General features: G+C 40.2%; 7 protein-coding genes. 2 read left to right on the top strand and 5 right to left on the bottom strand.

Going from position 1 to position 19,687, the window contains the following annotated elements:
* Positions 1–314: 314 nt before the first annotated feature.
* The 4 genes from T500_RS0112595 to T500_RS0112580 form a co-directional block, all read right to left on the bottom strand.
* The gene (locus T500_RS0112595) at positions 315–7,163 is read right to left on the bottom strand and encodes a sacsin N-terminal ATP-binding-like domain-containing protein (protein WP_155267544.1); all 6,849 of its coding nucleotides are present in this window, start codon (positions 7,161–7,163) and stop codon (positions 315–317) included.
* Positions 7,164–7,321: 158 nt separating this feature from the next.
* Positions 7,322–8,833, bottom strand: coding sequence for an RNA-binding domain-containing protein (locus T500_RS0112590; RefSeq protein ID WP_028908412.1), 1,512 nt, complete (start codon positions 8,831–8,833; stop codon positions 7,322–7,324).
* A 14-nt stretch (positions 8,834–8,847) separates the two neighbouring features.
* Positions 8,848–13,812: an Eco57I restriction-modification methylase domain-containing protein gene (locus tag T500_RS0112585; RefSeq protein ID WP_028908411.1), complete on the bottom strand. Its 4,965-nt coding sequence runs from the start codon at positions 13,810–13,812 to the stop codon at positions 8,848–8,850.
* Positions 13,813–13,832: 20 nt separating this feature from the next.
* Complete coding sequence (locus T500_RS0112580; RefSeq protein WP_230580910.1) at positions 13,833–16,286, bottom strand: helicase-related protein; 2,454 nt, start codon at positions 16,284–16,286, stop codon at positions 13,833–13,835.
* Between the two features lie 939 nt (positions 16,287–17,225).
* On the opposite strand from T500_RS0112580, the gene T500_RS16720 reads away from it, so the two are divergent.
* Together T500_RS16720 and T500_RS0112565 are read left to right on the top strand one after the other, a co-directional pair.
* A complete protein-coding gene (locus T500_RS16720; RefSeq protein WP_073048059.1) occupies positions 17,226–17,474 on the top strand; it encodes a hypothetical protein in 249 nt (82 codons plus the stop codon).
* A gap of 101 nt (positions 17,475–17,575) precedes the next feature.
* The gene (locus tag T500_RS0112565; protein ID WP_080694890.1) at positions 17,576–19,012 is read left to right on the top strand and encodes a DUF1254 domain-containing protein; all 1,437 of its coding nucleotides are present in this window, start codon (positions 17,576–17,578) and stop codon (positions 19,010–19,012) included.
* A gap of 86 nt (positions 19,013–19,098) precedes the next feature.
* Here T500_RS0112565 and T500_RS16525 read toward each other — a convergent pair whose 3' ends face one another.
* Positions 19,099–19,608 carry a lipocalin family protein gene (locus tag T500_RS16525; RefSeq protein WP_155267543.1) on the bottom strand — a complete coding sequence of 170 codons (510 nt, stop codon included), beginning with the start codon at positions 19,606–19,608 and terminating at the stop codon, positions 19,099–19,101.
* Positions 19,609–19,687: the final 79 nt, after the last annotated feature.

Genomic DNA, 19,687 nt, shown 5'->3' with positions numbered 1-19,687 from the left:
ACAAGTGAACGGATATGGTCCGTTTTTGTCGCAGGTGACAAATGTGAACGGATTTGCTCCGTTTTTAAGTCGCTTGGAGCTGAATATCAGGCTTTTGTATTTTGGGAAGTGAACGGACATGCTCCGTTTTCAGGTCGCTCCCGCTTGCTTTCGCCTAATTGGCTTTACAGGTGAACGGATTTACTCCGTTTTTCTGTCGATTATTGCCAAATTGAACGGATATGCTCCGTTTTTTAGGCCCGTTTTAGGCCTTTTTCAGCTCCAGAACTGAACGGATTTGACCGTTTTTAGTGGGGGAACATGCTCCGTTTTATCTAAGCATAACACCTATGTATATATTTTCCATCTGTTAGATCATAATCTTTATCCTCTTTGACATCCCGCAGAAAATCAGCCTGTGATGTGTTTGCAATTTCATAACCTCTGTTTTGCAAGTCTTCCCAAAATCTTAACTGGGCAAGATAGTTTGTTGTAACAATCTCTTCGGCAGAAAGCCCAGCGCCTAAAATCTTATTAACAGCATTAATTTCATTCTCATCGGGTTCTTTCGTTGAGAAACTCTTCGCTGAAGCATCATATTTTAATTTTTCAATTTCTTCCTTTGTTTTTACCTTTGGCTCATAACGTTTTGTCCAATCGCGCTGGCTATTGCGCTGACTATTAGTAAATTGAGAGCCTGCTGATGAATTGCCGCCTCCTGAGTTGCCACCTGTAGATTGAGTATTACTGGAAGCTTGATCATTATTTGTTGAGTTATTATGTCCACTTGTTGCTGATTCCTGTGATGGCGATGCAGCGTTTTCTTGGCTACCAACGGAAGATCCAGAATTGTTGCCTTCTAAAGTATTTTCTTTCTGCTCTACCTGAGATTCTTCTTGTTGCCTTTCTTTTTGCAGATCCTTCAATTCATTTTCAAAATACTTAGGCTTAACCTCTTCAATAGGTCTTTCCACAACAATCTCAGGCTCTTTTTCATCCTTGATATCAAGAAGTCCAAATATATCCTTCCAATATTTTTTTAATAAAGAAATAAAATTCTCGTCATCATAAAGGTCTCTGCAATTTTGATTCAGATAATCGACCACTTTTTCTCCTTTATAATTCTCATCTAATTTGCTTTTACATTCACGATAATCTAAATCCATACTTAGATATTCGCAAAGTTTTTTCACGAACGACTCATATACCTTCTTATCTTGCCAGCTATCTACATAGTAGAATGTTTTATTGCTTTGATCAAAATAGAAATCTTCATTATCTATGGATAGGTCATAGAAACCATAGCTTATAGATTCACAGAGGAAGAATTTTACATCTTGCATCTTTTGCTTCATAAACTCAAATCTTTCCGACCATTCGTTTTTATATCTATATGCTATTATCAATAGTAGACGACGATATATTTCATAAATCACAATTGTTGTCTGACTTCCTTCTAATGAAGTTTTTGGGGTAGGCTTTAAGTCATCATCGGTGTATACAGGTATATTGAACATTTTACATACTTCTAACTCTTTCCCCTTTGGGAAAAATGAAATATCAATAACCCTTGGTGAAGATTTAAATACGTATGCCTGATTACACTTGTTCGGATCAATTGCTATCAAACTTGATACATGACTCGTCCCTCCTTGTCCGTTCTTCCAATTCGCATTTTTTTGTGAGAGATAAGTTGCCACCCAAGTTGGTTTATCTTCCGAGCTATCGTCGAGAAGCCATCGTAAAGCATTGGACCGTTTTGAATTATCTGGTTCTGAATTTATCAAAAATTGTATGATGTCACTCAAAGATAAGCTATTCTTACATTGTTTACACAACTCATCGAAAGGCTCTGATGATTGCATACCCTCGTCAATAACCTTATCATCATAGTTGGGGATGTATTTCATATAGTCTTTCAATGAAGAAGCATACAAATCAGATGCTTTTTTCATAGCCCCACTCTGAGATGGTATACACTCAACATCATTTAAGACGCCTTTCTTGACCATAGCATTAATGGTAGAGATAATCTCTGGATCTTTTGAACCGACGTAAAGACACCAAAAATAGATGGAAAATTTTTTAAATTTCAGATGTTGGATATCGACACTAATATCTTTAAATCTATCCTGACATCCCATGTTCAATAACAATTGAGAGACTTCTTTTATACCACCATATTTCAGGTAAACATTACTAATATATTTTTTAGAGATGCCAAATCTTTCAAAATCACATTTGCACTCATACTTTGAGCCCAGATATAAATCTTCAGATTTCGTTAAATCACCACCTCTATCGTATAGTTTAATCTCACTCTTTCGTTTTATAGTATAATCTGAATGATTCAACATTTCCTTAAAGAAAGCGAGATGATCATCCTTTTGAATGAGATTATTATTAGCATTTTGAATTAAGATAAATTGGTCTACTTTCGCATCTATCCATTGTTGAAGTTCCGTAATTTTCTTTGTACCCGCTGAATCCGCTATCTTAATGATAAGATTCCTGATGCTCTCATCTTGGTAATAATCGCGTGATATTTCACCAACTAGTTTGACCATTTTGAATGGTTCCTTCTGTGAATAGTTATCAACTGTTATCCTTAGAGCATTTGCAATTGGCACAAAGACTCCACTTGTGGTGGTTTCGACTTGAAGTTCTTTTAGCTTTGTAGCAAGTGAATCAAATGTGTCCTTATCTGCTAGTTCATTACTGTACTGATCGACCAAAACCCAAGGCAGCTGCTTATCTTTAAGTGTAGGAAGGTCATGCTTGATGATACTGTAAATGACCTCTTTAACATCATCCTTAACACCTAAATTTTTGAAGAAGCGTCTCCATTCTTCAACATTATCATTATCTCTAATATATGCTGAACTAACAAACGTATTTTTTCCATGATTTCTAGCAAAATCTTCTATTTGGGCCTGCCCCATGTATGAATTAGACATATAAATCTCTGCTGTGGATAAACATGTCATGGTTGGCGCAGATTCTTCGTTTGTTTCATTTCTTGTCGAGTAAGAGATAATGGGAAGAACTTTCAAACGGCTAATCTTTGCTTGAGCCTTAATGCCGTTGTCGAATAGCCATGACCAGAATAGAATATTCTTTTCTCTATCTTGAATCGTCTGTCCTAGGGTGGCTGCATTCTTTTCTATCCAGCAGCAAAGAGCTTCGTCATCCAATATAATGCTCCTTTGAACATCATTCCAATAGGCAAGGTTCCCTTCTGTGATAAATGCAGAATCAATAGCATTTATTTCTGGAAGTAATCCTGATGCACATTTATTTAGGACACCAAATTTGTCATTACCCAAGATGAAACAATTATTACTTAGGTTTAATCTTCTTGGTTCATCTTTACCATACACATAAATTGGAGCTCCGTTTAATAATACTTTATCTATATCATTAAGAAGCGTATATTTCTTACTCATAAAGTTGTGAAAATCTACGCATCTTTCCTTAGTATCTAGTAATACTTTGAACTTTGTCACGTTAACTATTTCTGGGATAACAGTAGGTATAGACTGATCGACAATGATATCCTCAAAAAAATTGCTAAACTTTTGAGGGTCATAAGTCTTAAATCCAAATAGGCCGAATAGACTTCTCAACTTCTGATTTTCATCATATTCATTTGACAGAATGGTGAGATGATTTTGTGGCATCCACGAGCTATCATTCATTTCTTCAAGTTCTTCATTATAGAAGAATCGATTTACTCGTTCAGAGATAACAATGGGGAGATCCTCTCCAAGTATCAGCATAGGAGAATTTCTAAATATTTCCGCTTCCTTGTTATTATTATCCCATTGGTATTCCCCTAAGAAATTCCAAAATGACAAATTAATCTCATTGCCTTTCTTTATCGACTCGTTTATCTCTAAGATATGTCTTTTTACTAAATATTTAAAAAATCCATCGGTTAGGTCAAAAAGGCCGAAATAACGTTTAAAGAAAGATACCATTTCTTTCTTTCCCGTTTCATCAAGATCTTTATAATAATCGTCAGAGATATGTGACATCCAGGATTTATCAAACCAATCATAATGAAGATACTTGTCATTGATTTGATTAAAAACTTTTTCATCCGAGGCTGAATAGTAATTCACATTACCATTACCATCTTCAAAGAAAAGTCCATATCTTGAGAAACGATTGTAGCTAATGCTTTTCTTTTCAAGAGAATCACTTTCCTCAATAATGCCTTTTATGTCATCTTTATGGATGAAGAGATAATTAATGAACGATTTGCTTATATCAATAGAGTCGCCTATTTTCTTTTTTATGTCATCCCAACAATTGCCGTCCGCTAGCACTTCGTTGATGATGTATTTGTCGTCTAATTCTGAAATATTGTATAATTTCAGATATACTTTAACATCAGAATTGGTATAATAGTCATCATGAAGAATGGTAACCCAATCATAACAGAACCAACTCTCCTTTCTGATATTACTTACATATGGAGAGTTAAAGAATAGTTCCCTAAGATTTAAGGAAGTGTCTGTTGGAATCAATTTTTCCTCAATATCAACTAAAGGAATCTTGTTGATTAAATTTTTCGCATCAACTTTGTTAATAGCAATGTAAGTAACAAAACTAACAGATTTGTCCTTATCTGTAAGAGTCTCTTGAGTTGCTGCTGTATTTGCTTCACTATACAAGAAATTATTGATGAGATCTTTTGCACTATAATGCCTAAACTTTGCTATATTCTCCTCCTTCTCCAGCAATTTGCATTTTACTCTTGTATTTTTCGACAATCTAGGTAGTATATCAGCAAAAGCAGACAGATATTCTAAGGCTTCATCTATATTGTAATACAGTTCACCAACCTTGAATAGTTCAGATTTGTCATGTTCACCAATAAACATTGGCAGATCACTATAATCATTAGGATATTTATCTATAAAGTAATTAATCCATTGGGCATTATTATTATCATCCTTAAGCCATTTTATAAAATCATCGTTTTGGAATAAGCCAATCAGATTCGATTTCTCAAATCTAAGACTATTCTCACCATAAAGCGATAATACTTTTTTGAAATTAGAGCTTTTTCTTAATGACGGATGAGGCAATTGTCCATTCATATTAGTGAACGAAAGAAAAACACGATCCTCAAAAACGTCATTCCCTGTAACACTCGTATTATCTAGAATAATGTTTTTAATGCACGCATATTCAATTGTATTATTCGCTCCACATACGGGAACCAATGGCTCTGTATTTATACATTCCTCAAATCCTTTTTGGAAACGGCTAATCATGTTAACATGCTCTTCATTTCGGCCAATTTTACAAGTTTTAAAATCTGGAATTAAAGAGAACACAGAATCATAATCATACCCGTGCTCAAGCAATTGTTTTATCCATTTGAAAAAAGCACGTCCTGCTATTTCTGAATACTCTATGTTCCAATACTCTTGCTGTTCAATACCATCACGAGGCCCTGTAGGAATCATATCTGTATTCATCAGGAACTTAAACCCCCATGAATCTTTCGTTGGAAGATAACAATAAATGCGAGAGTTATCAACCGTTAGCAGGGCTTTGTTGGCTACTTTACAAGCGAATGATACTGATGTTTCTGTCTTGAATTTAAACTTCTCAGGCATTCTGCCCTTATGAGAATCTATTAATTCTGCGATTTTCGTTTTAATCTCTGGAGCTATTTCTGACTTAAGATCATTGGGATTTGAAACGACCCACTCGCCCTCGTTGCCTTTTCTTGTGCATTCAATATTTTCGCGACCAGGAATCTTCACAGTTACACTGTCTATCCATGGAATAAAGATGATGATCCTGGGATCACTAAAAGCCTCTAAGAATCGATCTATATATCCATCCTTTGCTAAATGTATTATAGATTTATCTCTTGGCTTAAGAGCTATTTGCACATTGTAATCCTTATTCTTTTCAAAAGATGAGCGAAGGGCAACTGGAATTCCTGTTGTCCATATAGGGGTTGTTTCAAATGAGACCGCACTCCTTTCAATTTTTGACTTGTCAAATCTAAAGGAATAATCTCCCGTTTTGATATAAACATAATCACAGTCAATAAAGACATTTTTAAAACCTACACCTTTATATCCAATCGTTTCTATATTATCGATTTTTTCCTTTTCACCTATTCCGCAAATACCAAGTACATTTTGAACAGTGAATTTGGCTCCCGTATGTCTGAAATACAGATAATCTCCTTCAAACTCAAACTCTACGTGCACTGGTATTTTATTACCATTTGAGTCCCTTTGAGGGTAGTCATTTGCATTTTGTAGCAATTCATAAATAAATGTATTCCTATCTTGTCCGCTAATATTGATGCGATTGTTCTCTATTCCATGTAACGCCAAATCCGTACTTCTTCCTTCATTAGATATGGCATCCTTATATAATCGAGTTATAATTTCCTGTGGAACGACAGCCTTTATGGGCTTGTCTATTGTTATCTCAGTTCCATTAGCGTCTTTAAACTTCCATGTAAATTCGATACAATCTCCATTTTTGAAGGTTGCTATAGGACGGTCAAGTGTCAAACTAATAGGTGCATCTTCTAATCTTGAAAAATTAATCTTTCGCACGCATTCAATAGAATAATTCCCATCCTTGCACGTATAAACGCCAACGAGTCTAAAAATACTTTTTCCCCACTTAGACTGTAAGACTTTTATCCTCGGGTCATTTTCTAAAGATTGCTTCTTGTATCCCGTTTCTGCTTTTATTTTACTATCAGAAGACTTTGACATTTTGGAGGGAATCAATCTCTTTGTGTCAGCATTGATAGAAGCGTCTATGTTTTTATACACAGGTAACATTAAGAACATGTTGTCAGATTTCAAACGTAGTTTGCGTTCTGCCAACTTTAGCTCTATTCTATGCCAACCTTTAGGTATTCTAATATATGAATCCCTCTTAATGTTATAATAAATATACTTTTTAGCGACAATATCAGGATAAGATATTGCTTTGCCACCTTTTATGGTTCTAAATTTGGAAAGAGAACCATTATATTTCTCTTTGTTAGTCGTAAACAAAGGGATATTCGACATGAAACACTCAAAGACGAATTCATCTACTCCCCAAAACTCTTTGAGGTACTCAACAATCTGCTTGTCAGTCCATTGCTTGACGGACTCCATATCTATGCTATTGGTAATCTCAGACATTTTTTCTTTATTTAAGTTTACTCATTTGATGTTTCTTTGCCTTTGTAACAGCCTTCAGCCTCGCTTTCCTCTCGCTCTTCTCAAACTGTAGCCACTCTCATGAGTAAGCTTAGAAGCAGCCTGGAGTATGGCAAGAAGCAGCTTAGAAGCTGGCTACACTATGTTAAGACCTCCCAATGTCCACCAAACTTACCTCCAACACGCCGGACGATGTTATTCTTTTTCAGTTTTTTTGTATTCCAATAAACACCATCTTCTGTGATACCACAAGCTGCAGCCAGTTCCTTATTGGTAATTTGAGGGTTCTCTCTCATCAGTCTAATGATTGTTTCCGTAGTTGTTTCCGTAGTTGTTTCCGTAGTTTTCTCCGTAGTTGTTTCCGTAGTTGTTTCCGTAGCAGGTTTGTTATCACAACCTGCATGAGTCGGGATGTGGATAAGGAATGTCAGACGATCTTCTGTCGTCTCGAAAGTGGCACGGGGAGAACCATTGGCAGCCAGTTTCTCCTGAATGGTGGGTACTCCTGTTGAACGGCCCTCCGTCAAATCCAACTCTTTCAAGAAGTCACCCAACCTGCGGTTCCGATAACGACGACTCTTCAAACTATCACCTTTTTCGATAGCCGACATAGGAATGCTACGGTCAGGCCCGGGACAGTTGAGAATGGTGATACCATCAGGCTCAATGGTAATCTCTACGGGTTCATGTTGCTGATAGTCTCTATGATACATCGAATTGACAACAGCTTCTTCTATAGCATCATAAGGATAGTTCCAGAATCGATCAGCTTCCTGCTTGCCAGACACTTTCTGAACCGTCTCATAAAGAATGTTAGTTTCCAGATAGTCCATCGTCTGCTTGATAATCTGTGGCACACTTCCTTTGAACGTCTTTTCTGTGAAGTTCTGTGGATTCTTCAGTTTTCCTTCTGGAAATGTCACAACATCAATCTGCGTATAAGGGAAGAACTTCTCAGGACGTTCGCAGAACATCATTCCCGCTACGTTCTTAATCATACGGTTCTCTGTCGGGCCAGTCAACAGTTCCATCTGCTCCAGCGTATCTGCCAATGGCTGCGTGAAGAGTGAAGCTTCCAGTTTGCTGCCAATGGTGGCCAAATAATCACGTAACAATACCATAGAGATATCACTCATAGTGATTTCTGGATTCGGACGCTCGTCGAACGGCACACGGTTGGCCATGTCTCTCAGTTCATCCAGTACTTCACCCTTGGCAACAATGCTGCTTGAACCACTTCGGATGTAATACTTCATCTTTTTCTCCTTTGCCGTTACATCCACTGGGATAGCATACGGACGGTTCACACCTGATGGTGCCCAAATCACCAGCACCTGCTGCCCATCAACCTCTTCAACCGAGGTTCGTGGCAGATAGTATGGGTCGAACATATTATTAAACCCAACCATCTTTTTCATGATTCCGTCCACAGCCTCAATATTGATGCCAGGTACAGGTCTTTTGGCGATACCGTATTCATTCTCTTCGACTCCCACGAGTATATAACCGCCTCCGAGGTTGTCGAAGTCGTTAGCGAAAGCGCAGATACTATGATAGATTTCAGCAGGGTTCCAGCCTTTTTTGAACTCAATCCTGTTCCCTTCTACTTTCCGCTTGTTCAGCAAATCTTCAATATTAATTGGTAGTGCCATATCCTTATAACTTTTTATTTGTCTGCAAATACTTTTTCGAAATGTGCCCAGGCGGTACGATAGTCGGCGATGCGGTCGCAGCGGGTGTATGGTGCTACGAAGGTTTGTTGCTGGCCACTATAGAGTTCGCTCTTGGCTGGGTCGATGGTGTGGGTATGAGTGGGTGATGTACCTGCATAGGTATTTTCGTCTATCTGTTCACCACGAATATCCTCCCATCCAAGCATACCAGTACTGTTGTTGCGCTTTCGGTCAAGACCTACTCCAACAAGACCTTTGGAACAGGTAAAGACAATCTTACCTTCGGCATCATACCAAGTATCATTCTCATTCTGTTGAAGCACAGGGAACTGAATGGTATATATCATCTCCAAATCTTGTAAACTCATTCCCAAAGCCATAGCAGATAATACATCAATTTCCACTAATGCCTGACGACGCTCGAAGTAGTTGCGAAGTGGAGTATCCCATGACCATTTCTCTGTTAATGTAGAAAAAGGATGCAGACGATTATCATCTATACTCCATGTTTGGCTACAGAAATCGTCACGCCAGACTTCACCCCACAGGACAGCATAGTGTTTCGTGAGGCAGTTGAGCATGAGTGTACGAGAATAGAGTGCTGATTGATATTTTTGTTCTACATTTATTGGAAAATATTGAATTCTTCTAGGATTCAAATTTTGCATCGCAATAATCTTAACATAGAAATCCATAACAATTGAGGAACAAAGCGCAGCCATATCCACGGTGTTATCTCCGCTGTTAAATGCAGCGGAGATAACACCGTTGATATGTGCTGTTTTGCTGCGCAAAACAGCACATATCAACGATCGTTCACCTTCAATGCTGAGCATTGCTCTGAAGCCCAACTTATAATAATCCATCCAGCTATCATACAATGGTTGGCCTTTATCATCTTGACCCTTTTGGAATCCTTTTATCAATTGTTTATATTCTTCTATAGGTCGCAATGGGATGTAATTTGTTCGAGGAACATAATCTGCACTCAATTGTAGCAGGCTGATACTATCATAAGATCTGTTAGTATCGCATACAGTTTTAGGGGTTTGATATATAGGATTTGCAACATGAAAATGTGGCCCACTATAAATAAATTTATAATCATCACCATCCGTGTAACACGTTTCACGTTTTGTAATTCTTTCTCTCTGAGCGCCACTTTCATCAAAGCACGTTGTAACAATATTTGCAATATCTTTAACATGTGATGGATATTCAGAAATTTTTTCTATAACATTTATAATTAACTGTGAGTGCAGACTAATCAATTTTGCGCAATCTTTTGTAGTTCCATCCTCAAAAGTATTTGATAAAAGTTCTATTTCTCTGTTTGTAAAATGGACAATTCGATCACGGTGTGGCTTAGTATTCCACTTTCCTTCACCATCTTTTATTCCACCACAAATACCATGCCCATCATGATTTAGACAGCCGTCTATTGTGCTGGGGTGATACAAATTATATATATTTATAAAGTCCGCGCTCTCTTGTACACTTCCTAAAATATGACAGCCGTATTTTGTATGCCAATCAATTTCAGCAAACAACAGAAGTGCATTAACGTATTGAAAATGATATCTTAATCTTTTGTATAGAACTTTTCGTAAAGGTTGTCCCTTAGGATCGTCATATACTCCTTCAGGACACAAGATTCCAATGTATCCATTTGCAGGAGAAGCCATTTCCATGCAGTTGGACAAAACACATTTGTATAAGTTTGTTTTTTGCCCTATAAGTAAAGGATAATTACAAAAGGCATTAAGAAAAATAGTACTACATGCCTGTTCATTCTGTTCACTAATATACAACTTCTCCATTGAGGAGTCTCGCATAAAATCTTCAATACGCTGACGAATTATTGGAGAACTAACATTACGGATAGCTACTTCTGGATATTTATCAGAAATAACATCTTTCTCATTAAACTCAAGTTTAATCCAAGGTGGATTACCGCATATGATGTCAAATCCATCACGGAGCCAGAATACTTCAATGAATTCCAGCATGGGATGGAAGAAACGATAACGCTCAGACAAACGACAGACTATCTTAAAGCGCTGTGGATCTTCATCAGAGAACAAAGAAGTATTACCTTGAGCTTCGGTGAGTATTTCCTCTTGCGTCTTGGCTACAATCTGTGCTTCATCCTCTGAAATACGATTGTACTCAGGCTCATCTTCACATACCATATCAGCACGTTCCAAGGCTTGACGAGTACGATTATCAAGTTTGTCGTTATCTACATCGAGCAATGCCTCTATGTCTGCCCAATATTCCTCACGGGTAGGAATACTCTCAGCATCTTTATACTCCCAGAACCACAACGAGCACCAGTAATCCATCGCCAGTTTCAATTTGCGATAGGCATTGTTATGTCCATAGCGGGTATCAAAGAGTTGCTGCTTGCGAGCATAGCTCTCTGCCTGCTCTTCTTCCTTAAACATTGATTCGCTGTCAGAATGGTCAATACCATCCCATACCTCATTACGATTGTTGGTGTATTTGTCGATAGAGATTTGATCAGTATAATACTCTTTCAACAATATATCAATTTTACCAGACAATCGCTGGAGCGTCTGGAAATCATATTCGGTGATAGGCGCTGTCCAATCCTTCAGGATAAGCGTCATGCGAGCAAACTCATTAGGATGAGCCTGTTTCTGTTCTTTGATACTTCGCACACCAAGCATATTGGCATCAGGAAGTAGGAAGTGATAGACATCGTTGACAGAACGGTTCACTCGGTTGGAGAAGAACTTTATCTTATGAGGAGCTTTTTCCCACCATTTGTTCTGCTTTAGCGGACGGCCTTGCCTCTCAAAGATTCCTTTCACGTCATCTTTGCTATACACCTTCAGCCAAGCGCCAATAACAGCATTACCGACAGCAAGACGGTTTGCAAAGAAGGGGGGTTCCATATCCTTGTGAATCACATTGAGCCACAAAGAAAGCTTACCTAACTCGATAGCCGTGGGGTTCAAGTCAACACCATAGACATTGTGGGTGGCAATAAATGCCTTGACTCTTTGAAGTTCATCGCGATATTTGTCAGGTTGAATGCGCCAGTTCTTTAATCCACGTTCACGCTGCTGTCGCTGCTGATGGGTAAGATAGGCCTCAGCCAACTGATTGATGACTTCGTTCTGGAAGGCGGCAGCACCCATGGCTGGTTCCAAGATTTTCAGATCAAGAAGTTCTGTGGCCTTGCGCTTATTGGCAGCTACATCATCGATGATAGCCTTCAAGGTATATTTAACCGTGCTGCGCGTCAGTACTTCTGGTGTGTAGTAACTTGCTGACTTCTGACGATCACGTCCATTCAGTCGATAAACGAAAGTACCCTTGGGCAGAATAACGGGTTCACCAGTTTCCCGATTGCATAGTACTTCTGAAATATCAAAGTCGCCCATACGGCTGTAGGGAACCAAGAATGTACCATCTGAAGGATCATTCGCCTTGTGTACCTCGATATAGTCTTCCTCTGCATAGAAGCCACGGAATGCAAGCAGACTTTCATATACACTACCCAACTGGTTTACACCCAGATTGGCATAGCTGATGCGACCACAGTAGTTTTTCTTTTTAGAGAGTGAGAGGGCTTTGATAATTTCCTGCCACTTGATATTACGGATACGTACATCAGCCAGATGTTTCAAATTTTTGTTATTGAACAATGGTGAGTCGATAGGACGAACTCGGAAACTCTTATAATATCCAGATAATGTAGCATTGTGACCATCAGACAACAGGTTGAACAAATGATGGATGCTGTCATCGAAGAAATATCCGTCGCGACTTTCCTGAGAGTTGAGACGTACCATCTCTAAATCGCGAAGGGATTCCAGTGAATAGCCTCGCTTATATACCTCATCGCCAACTGGAAGTATTTCCAACTCTTCACGACTCTCTGCATAGAAAAGGAAGAGCAGACGATAAATGATGGTTAGACAGTCATCCTTGACCTCTGACTCGAAGTCATCATCGGTTTCGTCATAAGTATCCGTTTCTTTATTGTATTTGCCAAAAGGGCGATTCACCACATTCTTCATGTAGTGCAGAGCTTCATTAGCTAAAGTCTCTACTGCAAGAATGACTCCTTCCTTCAAATCCTTTGTGACCTCGTAGGCATTTTTGTAGCTTTCCTCGATGATGGTGTCCATCAATACCATTTCGCCCTCAGCTGCCAGTGTTTGCTTGCTTACCAACATGTGGAACAAAGCATAGTAGTTCTTAAAAGCAGGAACACGAGCCTGAGCAAAGAGTTCGTCGAGCGAGAACTGCAGATAGCTGCCTTTAACCCATTTGTCTTTATCAAACAGGAATACCATATTACCTGCCATCATCAGAATGAAATGTGGACGGCGGTCTTCTGGCAGTAAGAATATCTGGGTAATAGCCTTATTGATAATGGCTGGAGATATCTTATATCCATCAGGCAGTTCAAAAACAAATCGCCACTGGCGAGCAGAATATTTCTGTTGTTTGGTATTGCGGTCCGGCTCACTTTCATACTGCTGTTCAAAGAGTCCTGCAGGTTCTTGATCATTAATGGCTATCAGATTCTGCATCTCCATGACGAACATCTTCACCTGCTGACCTTGGCGAAGAATATGACGCACAGGAATCATCTCGATGGGGTCAGAATCTTCATTAACGATACAATGTTCCTGGTAAGCATGACCAGTTTCATAACCCAGTATCTTCAACAGTTGAGTATTGAAGTCATGGGTCTTTTTGATGGCATCCTCTGTACGCGGATTATTATTGATGATGAAATTCTTATATTCGTCATAGTCATGCTGGAGTCGAACAAAAGGAGAACAAAGAGCCTTAACCTCGTCATTAGACAGGCCAGAACACTTTTGCACTTTGTCCAGAAAATCCTCACCAAAATATCCAGAAGGGAAATAATCACCTACGTTTTGGATGAAACGATATTTTATATTGTCAGTCATAGAATTGCTTGTTTAATCTGTTAGAAATTATAAAAAACTGCCAGCAGGCGCATGTATGGATCTGCCTTGTCTAGTGAGAACATATCTTGATAAAACTGACTCGACTCGTCGCGAATAGTGTGTATCTCTTCTATCTGTTTATCACGATTGCGACGTGTAAGAATTACATCCTCACCCCCAAAAAGCGTTTCGGCATCATTTGTCCATTTATCGAGCTTCTTTTTGTATTCTGTCAGTTGTTCTTCCATCTTGACGGCCACATCAAACTGCTTTTGCATCATGTACATCTCGTTGCCTTTAGATACGGCACTCGACAGATTGCACTGCAAGATCTCGACATCAGCCTCTTGGACTCCCTGTAGGAAGCCTTCTGTGATAGGATATTTATTCAAGAACTCGTCCAATGATACGGGCTGTTCACGGATAGCACCCTCTTTATCGAGAGGAACCACAAAGAACTTGCTAACTAGCGTCTGTCCTAATCCATTGGCATGACTGCCATAGAACAAATAGTAGCTCATTCCCTTAGGTAACTGTTCACCCTTAACAACAAATGCCTGGTTCTTAGGAACTGAAGCCGTAAACTTAGTAAGCAGATACTGAATAATGGGATGGAGGTCATACAAAGGTAAGAACTTGCTCCAACCACCATCTTTGCTCTTGCGGGATGCTGCTATCGACTTATTCAATGTTGGTTTATCTGCACACAGGCGGAAAATGTTATCTAAAGGCACAGCTTCACGAGGCATATCGAACAGTACATCGCTTAACTCAGCATTGTTTTTGACTTCAACGTAAGGAACATCACCTTCTTTCCAGCTAACATCGCCGTGACGAATGGAGTCGATAGCTTCAAGTTCATTGAATAGGTCACGGTAGAAAGACTCGTCTGTCTGATACAGTGATAGTTTAGGCTCAAAGATCTTATCTGAGAGGTGTTCCTTGGCTGGAGTAGTTGCCACGATGTCAGGACGCCCAAACCCTCTGCGCTGGCGACGGCCAGGCTGAAGGAACTCTTCGTCACCTTTCTTCAAGGCTTCTGCCACTTCATCTTCCTCTTTCTTGCTATTATAAAGCTCCATCACACTCATGGCATCGCCCAAAGTGTCGTGAACCTCTTGTTCCTTGTCACGCAGCTTATCGATGATACGGAAGTCGGTGCGTAGGTCAGCATCCTGACCTTGGGCAACAAGATAGTAAATGATGGGCGTTTGTTTCTGTCCATAGCGGTCGATACGACCATTACGCTGTTCGAGGGTGATAAGGCTCCAGGGTATATCATAGTTAAACATGATATGGCAGAAATAATGGAGGTTTACACCCTGAGAACCAGAATCACTGGAAATGAATACACGGATTTTGCTATCTTCCTTAGCGAAATCGTTGACCATCTCTTCCTGTTCAGTATCAGTAAGTGAGCCATCAAAACGCTTTACTTGATCTTCATTCAGTTTGAATTCCTTTTTGATAATCTCCTCAAGGAATTTCATGGTGGCAATACGCTCCGTGAAGATGACAACACGTTCTTTGGGATTCTTCTTCCAAATCTCTTTCAGCTTCTCACGGAAAGCGACATAACGGGTATCGATACCAAGATTGATATTACTGTTTACCAAATCAAGCAGCTCCTTAATCTCTATGCTGTCATCTTTCTTGATGCGTTCTTCAAGTGAAGCCTTTGCAGCGTATGGAGATGAAAGGTAGCTCTTGAAAAGTGACAAAGAGAACAGTGGGTCTGTTCCGTCTTCTTTGTTGACAGAACGGAACTTAGTATGCTGCACTTTAAGGAACTTTTCTTCTTCAGGATGAAGGTCAACAGAAATACTGATAACCTTACGATCCTGAAACTGGCCACGAATTTTATCGTCATCGATATCTTTCTTAAATCGACGGACGTAGTATGGCTTAACATCTTCCTGGGTGTATTCACCATTGCGAGGAATGGAAATAGGATCGAGCATTCGCATAAGATTTGCGAAAGATTCAGCACTTCCATTGTGTGGTGTTGCGGAAGTTAGGATCATCGAATCACACTTCTGAGCAAGGAACTGAGCCAAGTCACCACGTAAGCTGTCCTCGTTGGCAACCTTATGGCACTCATCAATGACGATAATATCCCAATGAGTCTTTTCAAGCCATGCACGAAAACGGCCATTGTTTTTCAGCGTATCAATAGAGATAATGGTTTTGTCGTAGTAGTCAAAGGGATTCTTATTCATTGGAATCTCACTCTGAATCTTTGCGACTCCGACACTATCCAAACGAACGAGAGGAATGGCAAAACGATTCCAGATTTCTTCCTGGAACTGGGCTAGAATACTCTTCAAAGCACAAACGAGGATTCGTTTGCCACGACCACGACGTATCATCTCACTCAGGAATATACCTACTTCGATAGTCTTACCAAGACCTACGCCATCAGCTATAAGCAATCGTGGGCGAGGCAGTTCCATAGCCTTCAAGGTAGGTTCCATCTGATATTCTGCGATATCATAGGCGCCACCTTGAGCTACCGTTATCTTATGCGAGAAGAAGGCATTACTTCTAATCGCAGTTTCGATAAGAAGACGTGTTTTACGCCAACGTGGATCCTTATCTGCCACAAGCAGAGTATTGGAAGGGCTGACGATCTCAATGTCAGTGTCAATGCTCGTATCAAATATGAAATGGTGGTTCTTCACCAATTCACTGATACCTGTGACATGTAGCAAATAAACATCATTTATATCTCTTTCTACACTGGTGATAAGGAAATCCTCACCACGAACAGTAATTCGTTGCCCAGCTGCATAACTTATATTCATATTCAAATCCTGCACTAAAACCAACAATTATCTATTTACATGAGCTAATGAGCACTGCACAAGACATCTTCTGATTTATCCTCCCAAACCAGTCCATAGTTCCTATGCTCACGCAGCAGCCTAATAAGGTTACTACGCAAGTCATTGATCAGGCCCACAAGAGTCTGTAACTTGCAGAGAAGTTCTTTTATGATTACGGCACTACTCATAGCTGCACCCTCCTTGTTTTTGGACACGTCTATAGCTGACCGTTTTGCTAAAATATAGATTCTTCATGCTTAGTTGGAGCTTAAAATCTGTTATGCAATCTGGTTTATTAATCTCATGTCATGCAATGAAGCCCGCACTCACATTAGAGATTGGTTATTGCCATCAATAAGCACAAGGCCAATCCAGGCAAATGCCACAATGCAGCGACAAAATTACAAAGAAAAAATCAATTCAGCAAGAAAAAGTCGGAAAAGTTTGGAAGATATTTTATTAATGCTTATTTTTGCAGCAAAATTCAAATATTGAAGATATGAAACTATTGAAAGAATCCTCTGCCTCGTAATGTTTAACCGAGTGGCGCATCAAGAGTATGTGACCTCTCATAACATTACAAGCATTATGGGTAAAAGTAGAAAAAAGACACCAGTATGCACTTGGTGTTGCTGTAAGTCTCAGAAACGAGGTAAGAAAATTAGCCATCGTAAATTTCGTCGTAAAGAAGCCACCGTTATTATATCAGGAGAATACGACCTTCTCCCTACTCGTCAATGGGAAATCGTTGAGCAATGGGATTTGGGAGGTGACGGCAAACATTATTGTGGCCATTCCCCTAATGAGGAATGGTATATCAAGTTGATGAGAAAATAAATAAAACTGAAAATATTTTGCAAAATGTTTGGTGAATATTTAATTAATGATTATCTTTGCCGCCATAAACAAAATATCACTATAAATCAAATTTATTTAGTATGAAAACAAAACTAATTCACAACCTTGCTACAGCAGCCATGATGCTGCTTGCAATCTTTGTCGCCACAGGATGCAATACCTATTCCGACAATCCCGCTAATGCGTCAAAAAATCTAACCGATGCCGAGAAGGCCGATTTGCTTGAGCGAGCCTACGTCTATGCACTGCCGCTGATGCTTATGGATGCCACCTATATCCATATGACTAACGTGGTTGATCCCGTTGGTCAGCAGGCACCAGCCAACCGTCTGATTCACGCCCGCGTGCTGGCCAACGCCAATACCAAGGAGGTGGTGACACCTAACGTGGACACTAACTACACACAGGTGATGATGGACCTCTCAGGAGATGCACTCGTGTTGCGCCTGCCACACACCGATCGTTTCTGTCTGGCTCAGATTCTTGATGCCTGGAGCAACTGCATAGCAGCTCCTGTAGCCACCGATATCGAGGGTGAATATGGCTACTACTGTTTTACAGGCCCCAAATTCAAAGGCGACGTTCCAGACAACATGACTCATATCGCCAGCCCTACCGACCATGTGTGGATGCTGCTGCGTACTGTTTGTAAGGGTAAGGATGACCTGGACAACGTACATGCCATACAGGACGAGATGCGCACCTATATGCTGAACGACTTTGTAACTACCGGCGCAGAATATAAAGGTAAGGGAACCTACAACCCTGATTACGACTTTAAAGCTCCTGTGGACTACATCATGACTATGCCTATGGACAAATTCTTTGCTCGCGCCAATGAGCTGATGCTCACCAATCCGCCAGCAAAAGAAGATGCCGAATGGTTGGCCGACCTGAAGCGTATCAACGTAGGCCCAGGTCTGAAGTTCGATGCTTCTATCTTCGGCAGTGAGGCAGAGACATTGTGGAAAAACCTCGTAACCAATATTATCGCTATCACAACGCCACACAGTCAGCAGTTTGTTAAGCCCAATGGCTCTTGGCAGTTCTATGGCGAACCTATTGCAGAGTTCGGTACCGAATACTATTATCGTGCTCTTATTGCTGTGGCAGCCCTCGCAGCCAATCCTGTAAGCGTAGCCGTTTACCCACGTGCCAACGTGGATGCCAATGGACAGCACCTTAATGGCAATCATCGCTATCGTCTGCATATAACTTCTGACAACTGGCCAGAAACAAAACCTTACGGTTTCTGGAGTGTGACTCTCTATGGCGAAGACAACTTCCTGTACGGCAATGAGCAGAATCGCTATAATATCACAGACCGCGACAACTGGAAGCGCAATGATGATGGCTCACTCGACATTTATGTTTCGCACGAACCGGATACAGACCATCCCGATAACTGGCTGCCTGCTCCAGCAGACGACTTCCATCTCATCTTCCGTATCTACAACCCAGTGGATCGTATCGCCCATAACGAGTGGACAATGCCTGTCATCACCCGCTTAGATTGATATCCCAGATACCTCAAATTTACCCAAACACTAACCCCGCTCTACTATGATAGTAAAGCGGGGTTAGTATTAGGGGAAAAATGCATTTACTTGATGCGGGGATGTGTGGGGCGAGCCTCGGTGGCATCGTCTGCACTGCGGGTGCGATAGTGACTGCCACCCCAGTTGTAGTCGTAGTCGTATTTACGAGTAGAGTTACGCAGCTCGAAGCTTACTTCCTTGTCGCCATCCCAGAAGCGGCCACGGAATCGATTTGAGTTCAAAGAGTAGCTACGGATTTCTACACGAGCGCCATCTTCGAAGCGGATATAAATGGTACCAAAATCAACATACCACTCGAAACGATATACCTCGTAGTCACGTGGTCCATAATAATCGGCCCAGAGACCATTACCCTCAGTGTAAGAGTTTGAGTATCGCAGGAATGTGATTTCTGAATCAACATACGACTCGCCATAAGCATCGGCTATCGACATGTTACCACGCCATGTGCCTTCGAGATCGTAGGCGATTTCCTCATCGGTTTCGCAAGAGGTGAACGACAGTGTCATCAATCCCATCATCGCGATCATCAGTGTTGTGTAGAGCTTCTTCATAATTGTACCCTTTCTATTTTTTTTGTTAGACATTCGATTATTTTTTGATATTGCAAAGTTAGATAATTTAGCTTACTCC

The sequence above is a fragment of the Xylanibacter ruminicola Ga6B6 genome (assembly GCF_000687715.1).
In the GTDB taxonomy this organism is placed as follows: domain Bacteria; phylum Bacteroidota; class Bacteroidia; order Bacteroidales; family Bacteroidaceae; genus Prevotella; species Prevotella ruminicola_B.
Note: the sequence above shows the minus strand (reverse complement) of the source record. Positions and strands in the feature narration are given on the sequence as shown.

Bases quoted from the DNA above. Each gene is read 5' to 3' on its own strand.
- T500_RS0112595 (WP_155267544.1), bottom strand. From the start codon at position 7,163: ATGTCTGAGATTACCAATAGCATAGATATGGAGTCCGTCAAGCAATGG.
- T500_RS0112590 (WP_028908412.1), bottom strand. From the start codon at position 8,833: ATGGCACTACCAATTAATATTGAAGATTTGCTGAACAAGCGGAAAGTA.
- T500_RS0112585 (WP_028908411.1), bottom strand. From the start codon at position 13,812: ATGACTGACAATATAAAATATCGTTTCATCCAAAACGTAGGTGATTAT.
- T500_RS0112580 (WP_230580910.1), bottom strand. From the start codon at position 16,286: ATGGAACCTACCTTGAAGGCTATGGAACTGCCTCGCCCACGATTGCTT.
- T500_RS16720 (WP_073048059.1), top strand. From the start codon at position 17,226: ATGGGTAAAAGTAGAAAAAAGACACCAGTATGCACTTGGTGTTGCTGT.
- T500_RS0112565 (WP_080694890.1), top strand. From the start codon at position 17,576: ATGAAAACAAAACTAATTCACAACCTTGCTACAGCAGCCATGATGCTG.
- T500_RS16525 (WP_155267543.1), bottom strand. From the start codon at position 19,608: ATGAAGAAGCTCTACACAACACTGATGATCGCGATGATGGGATTGATG.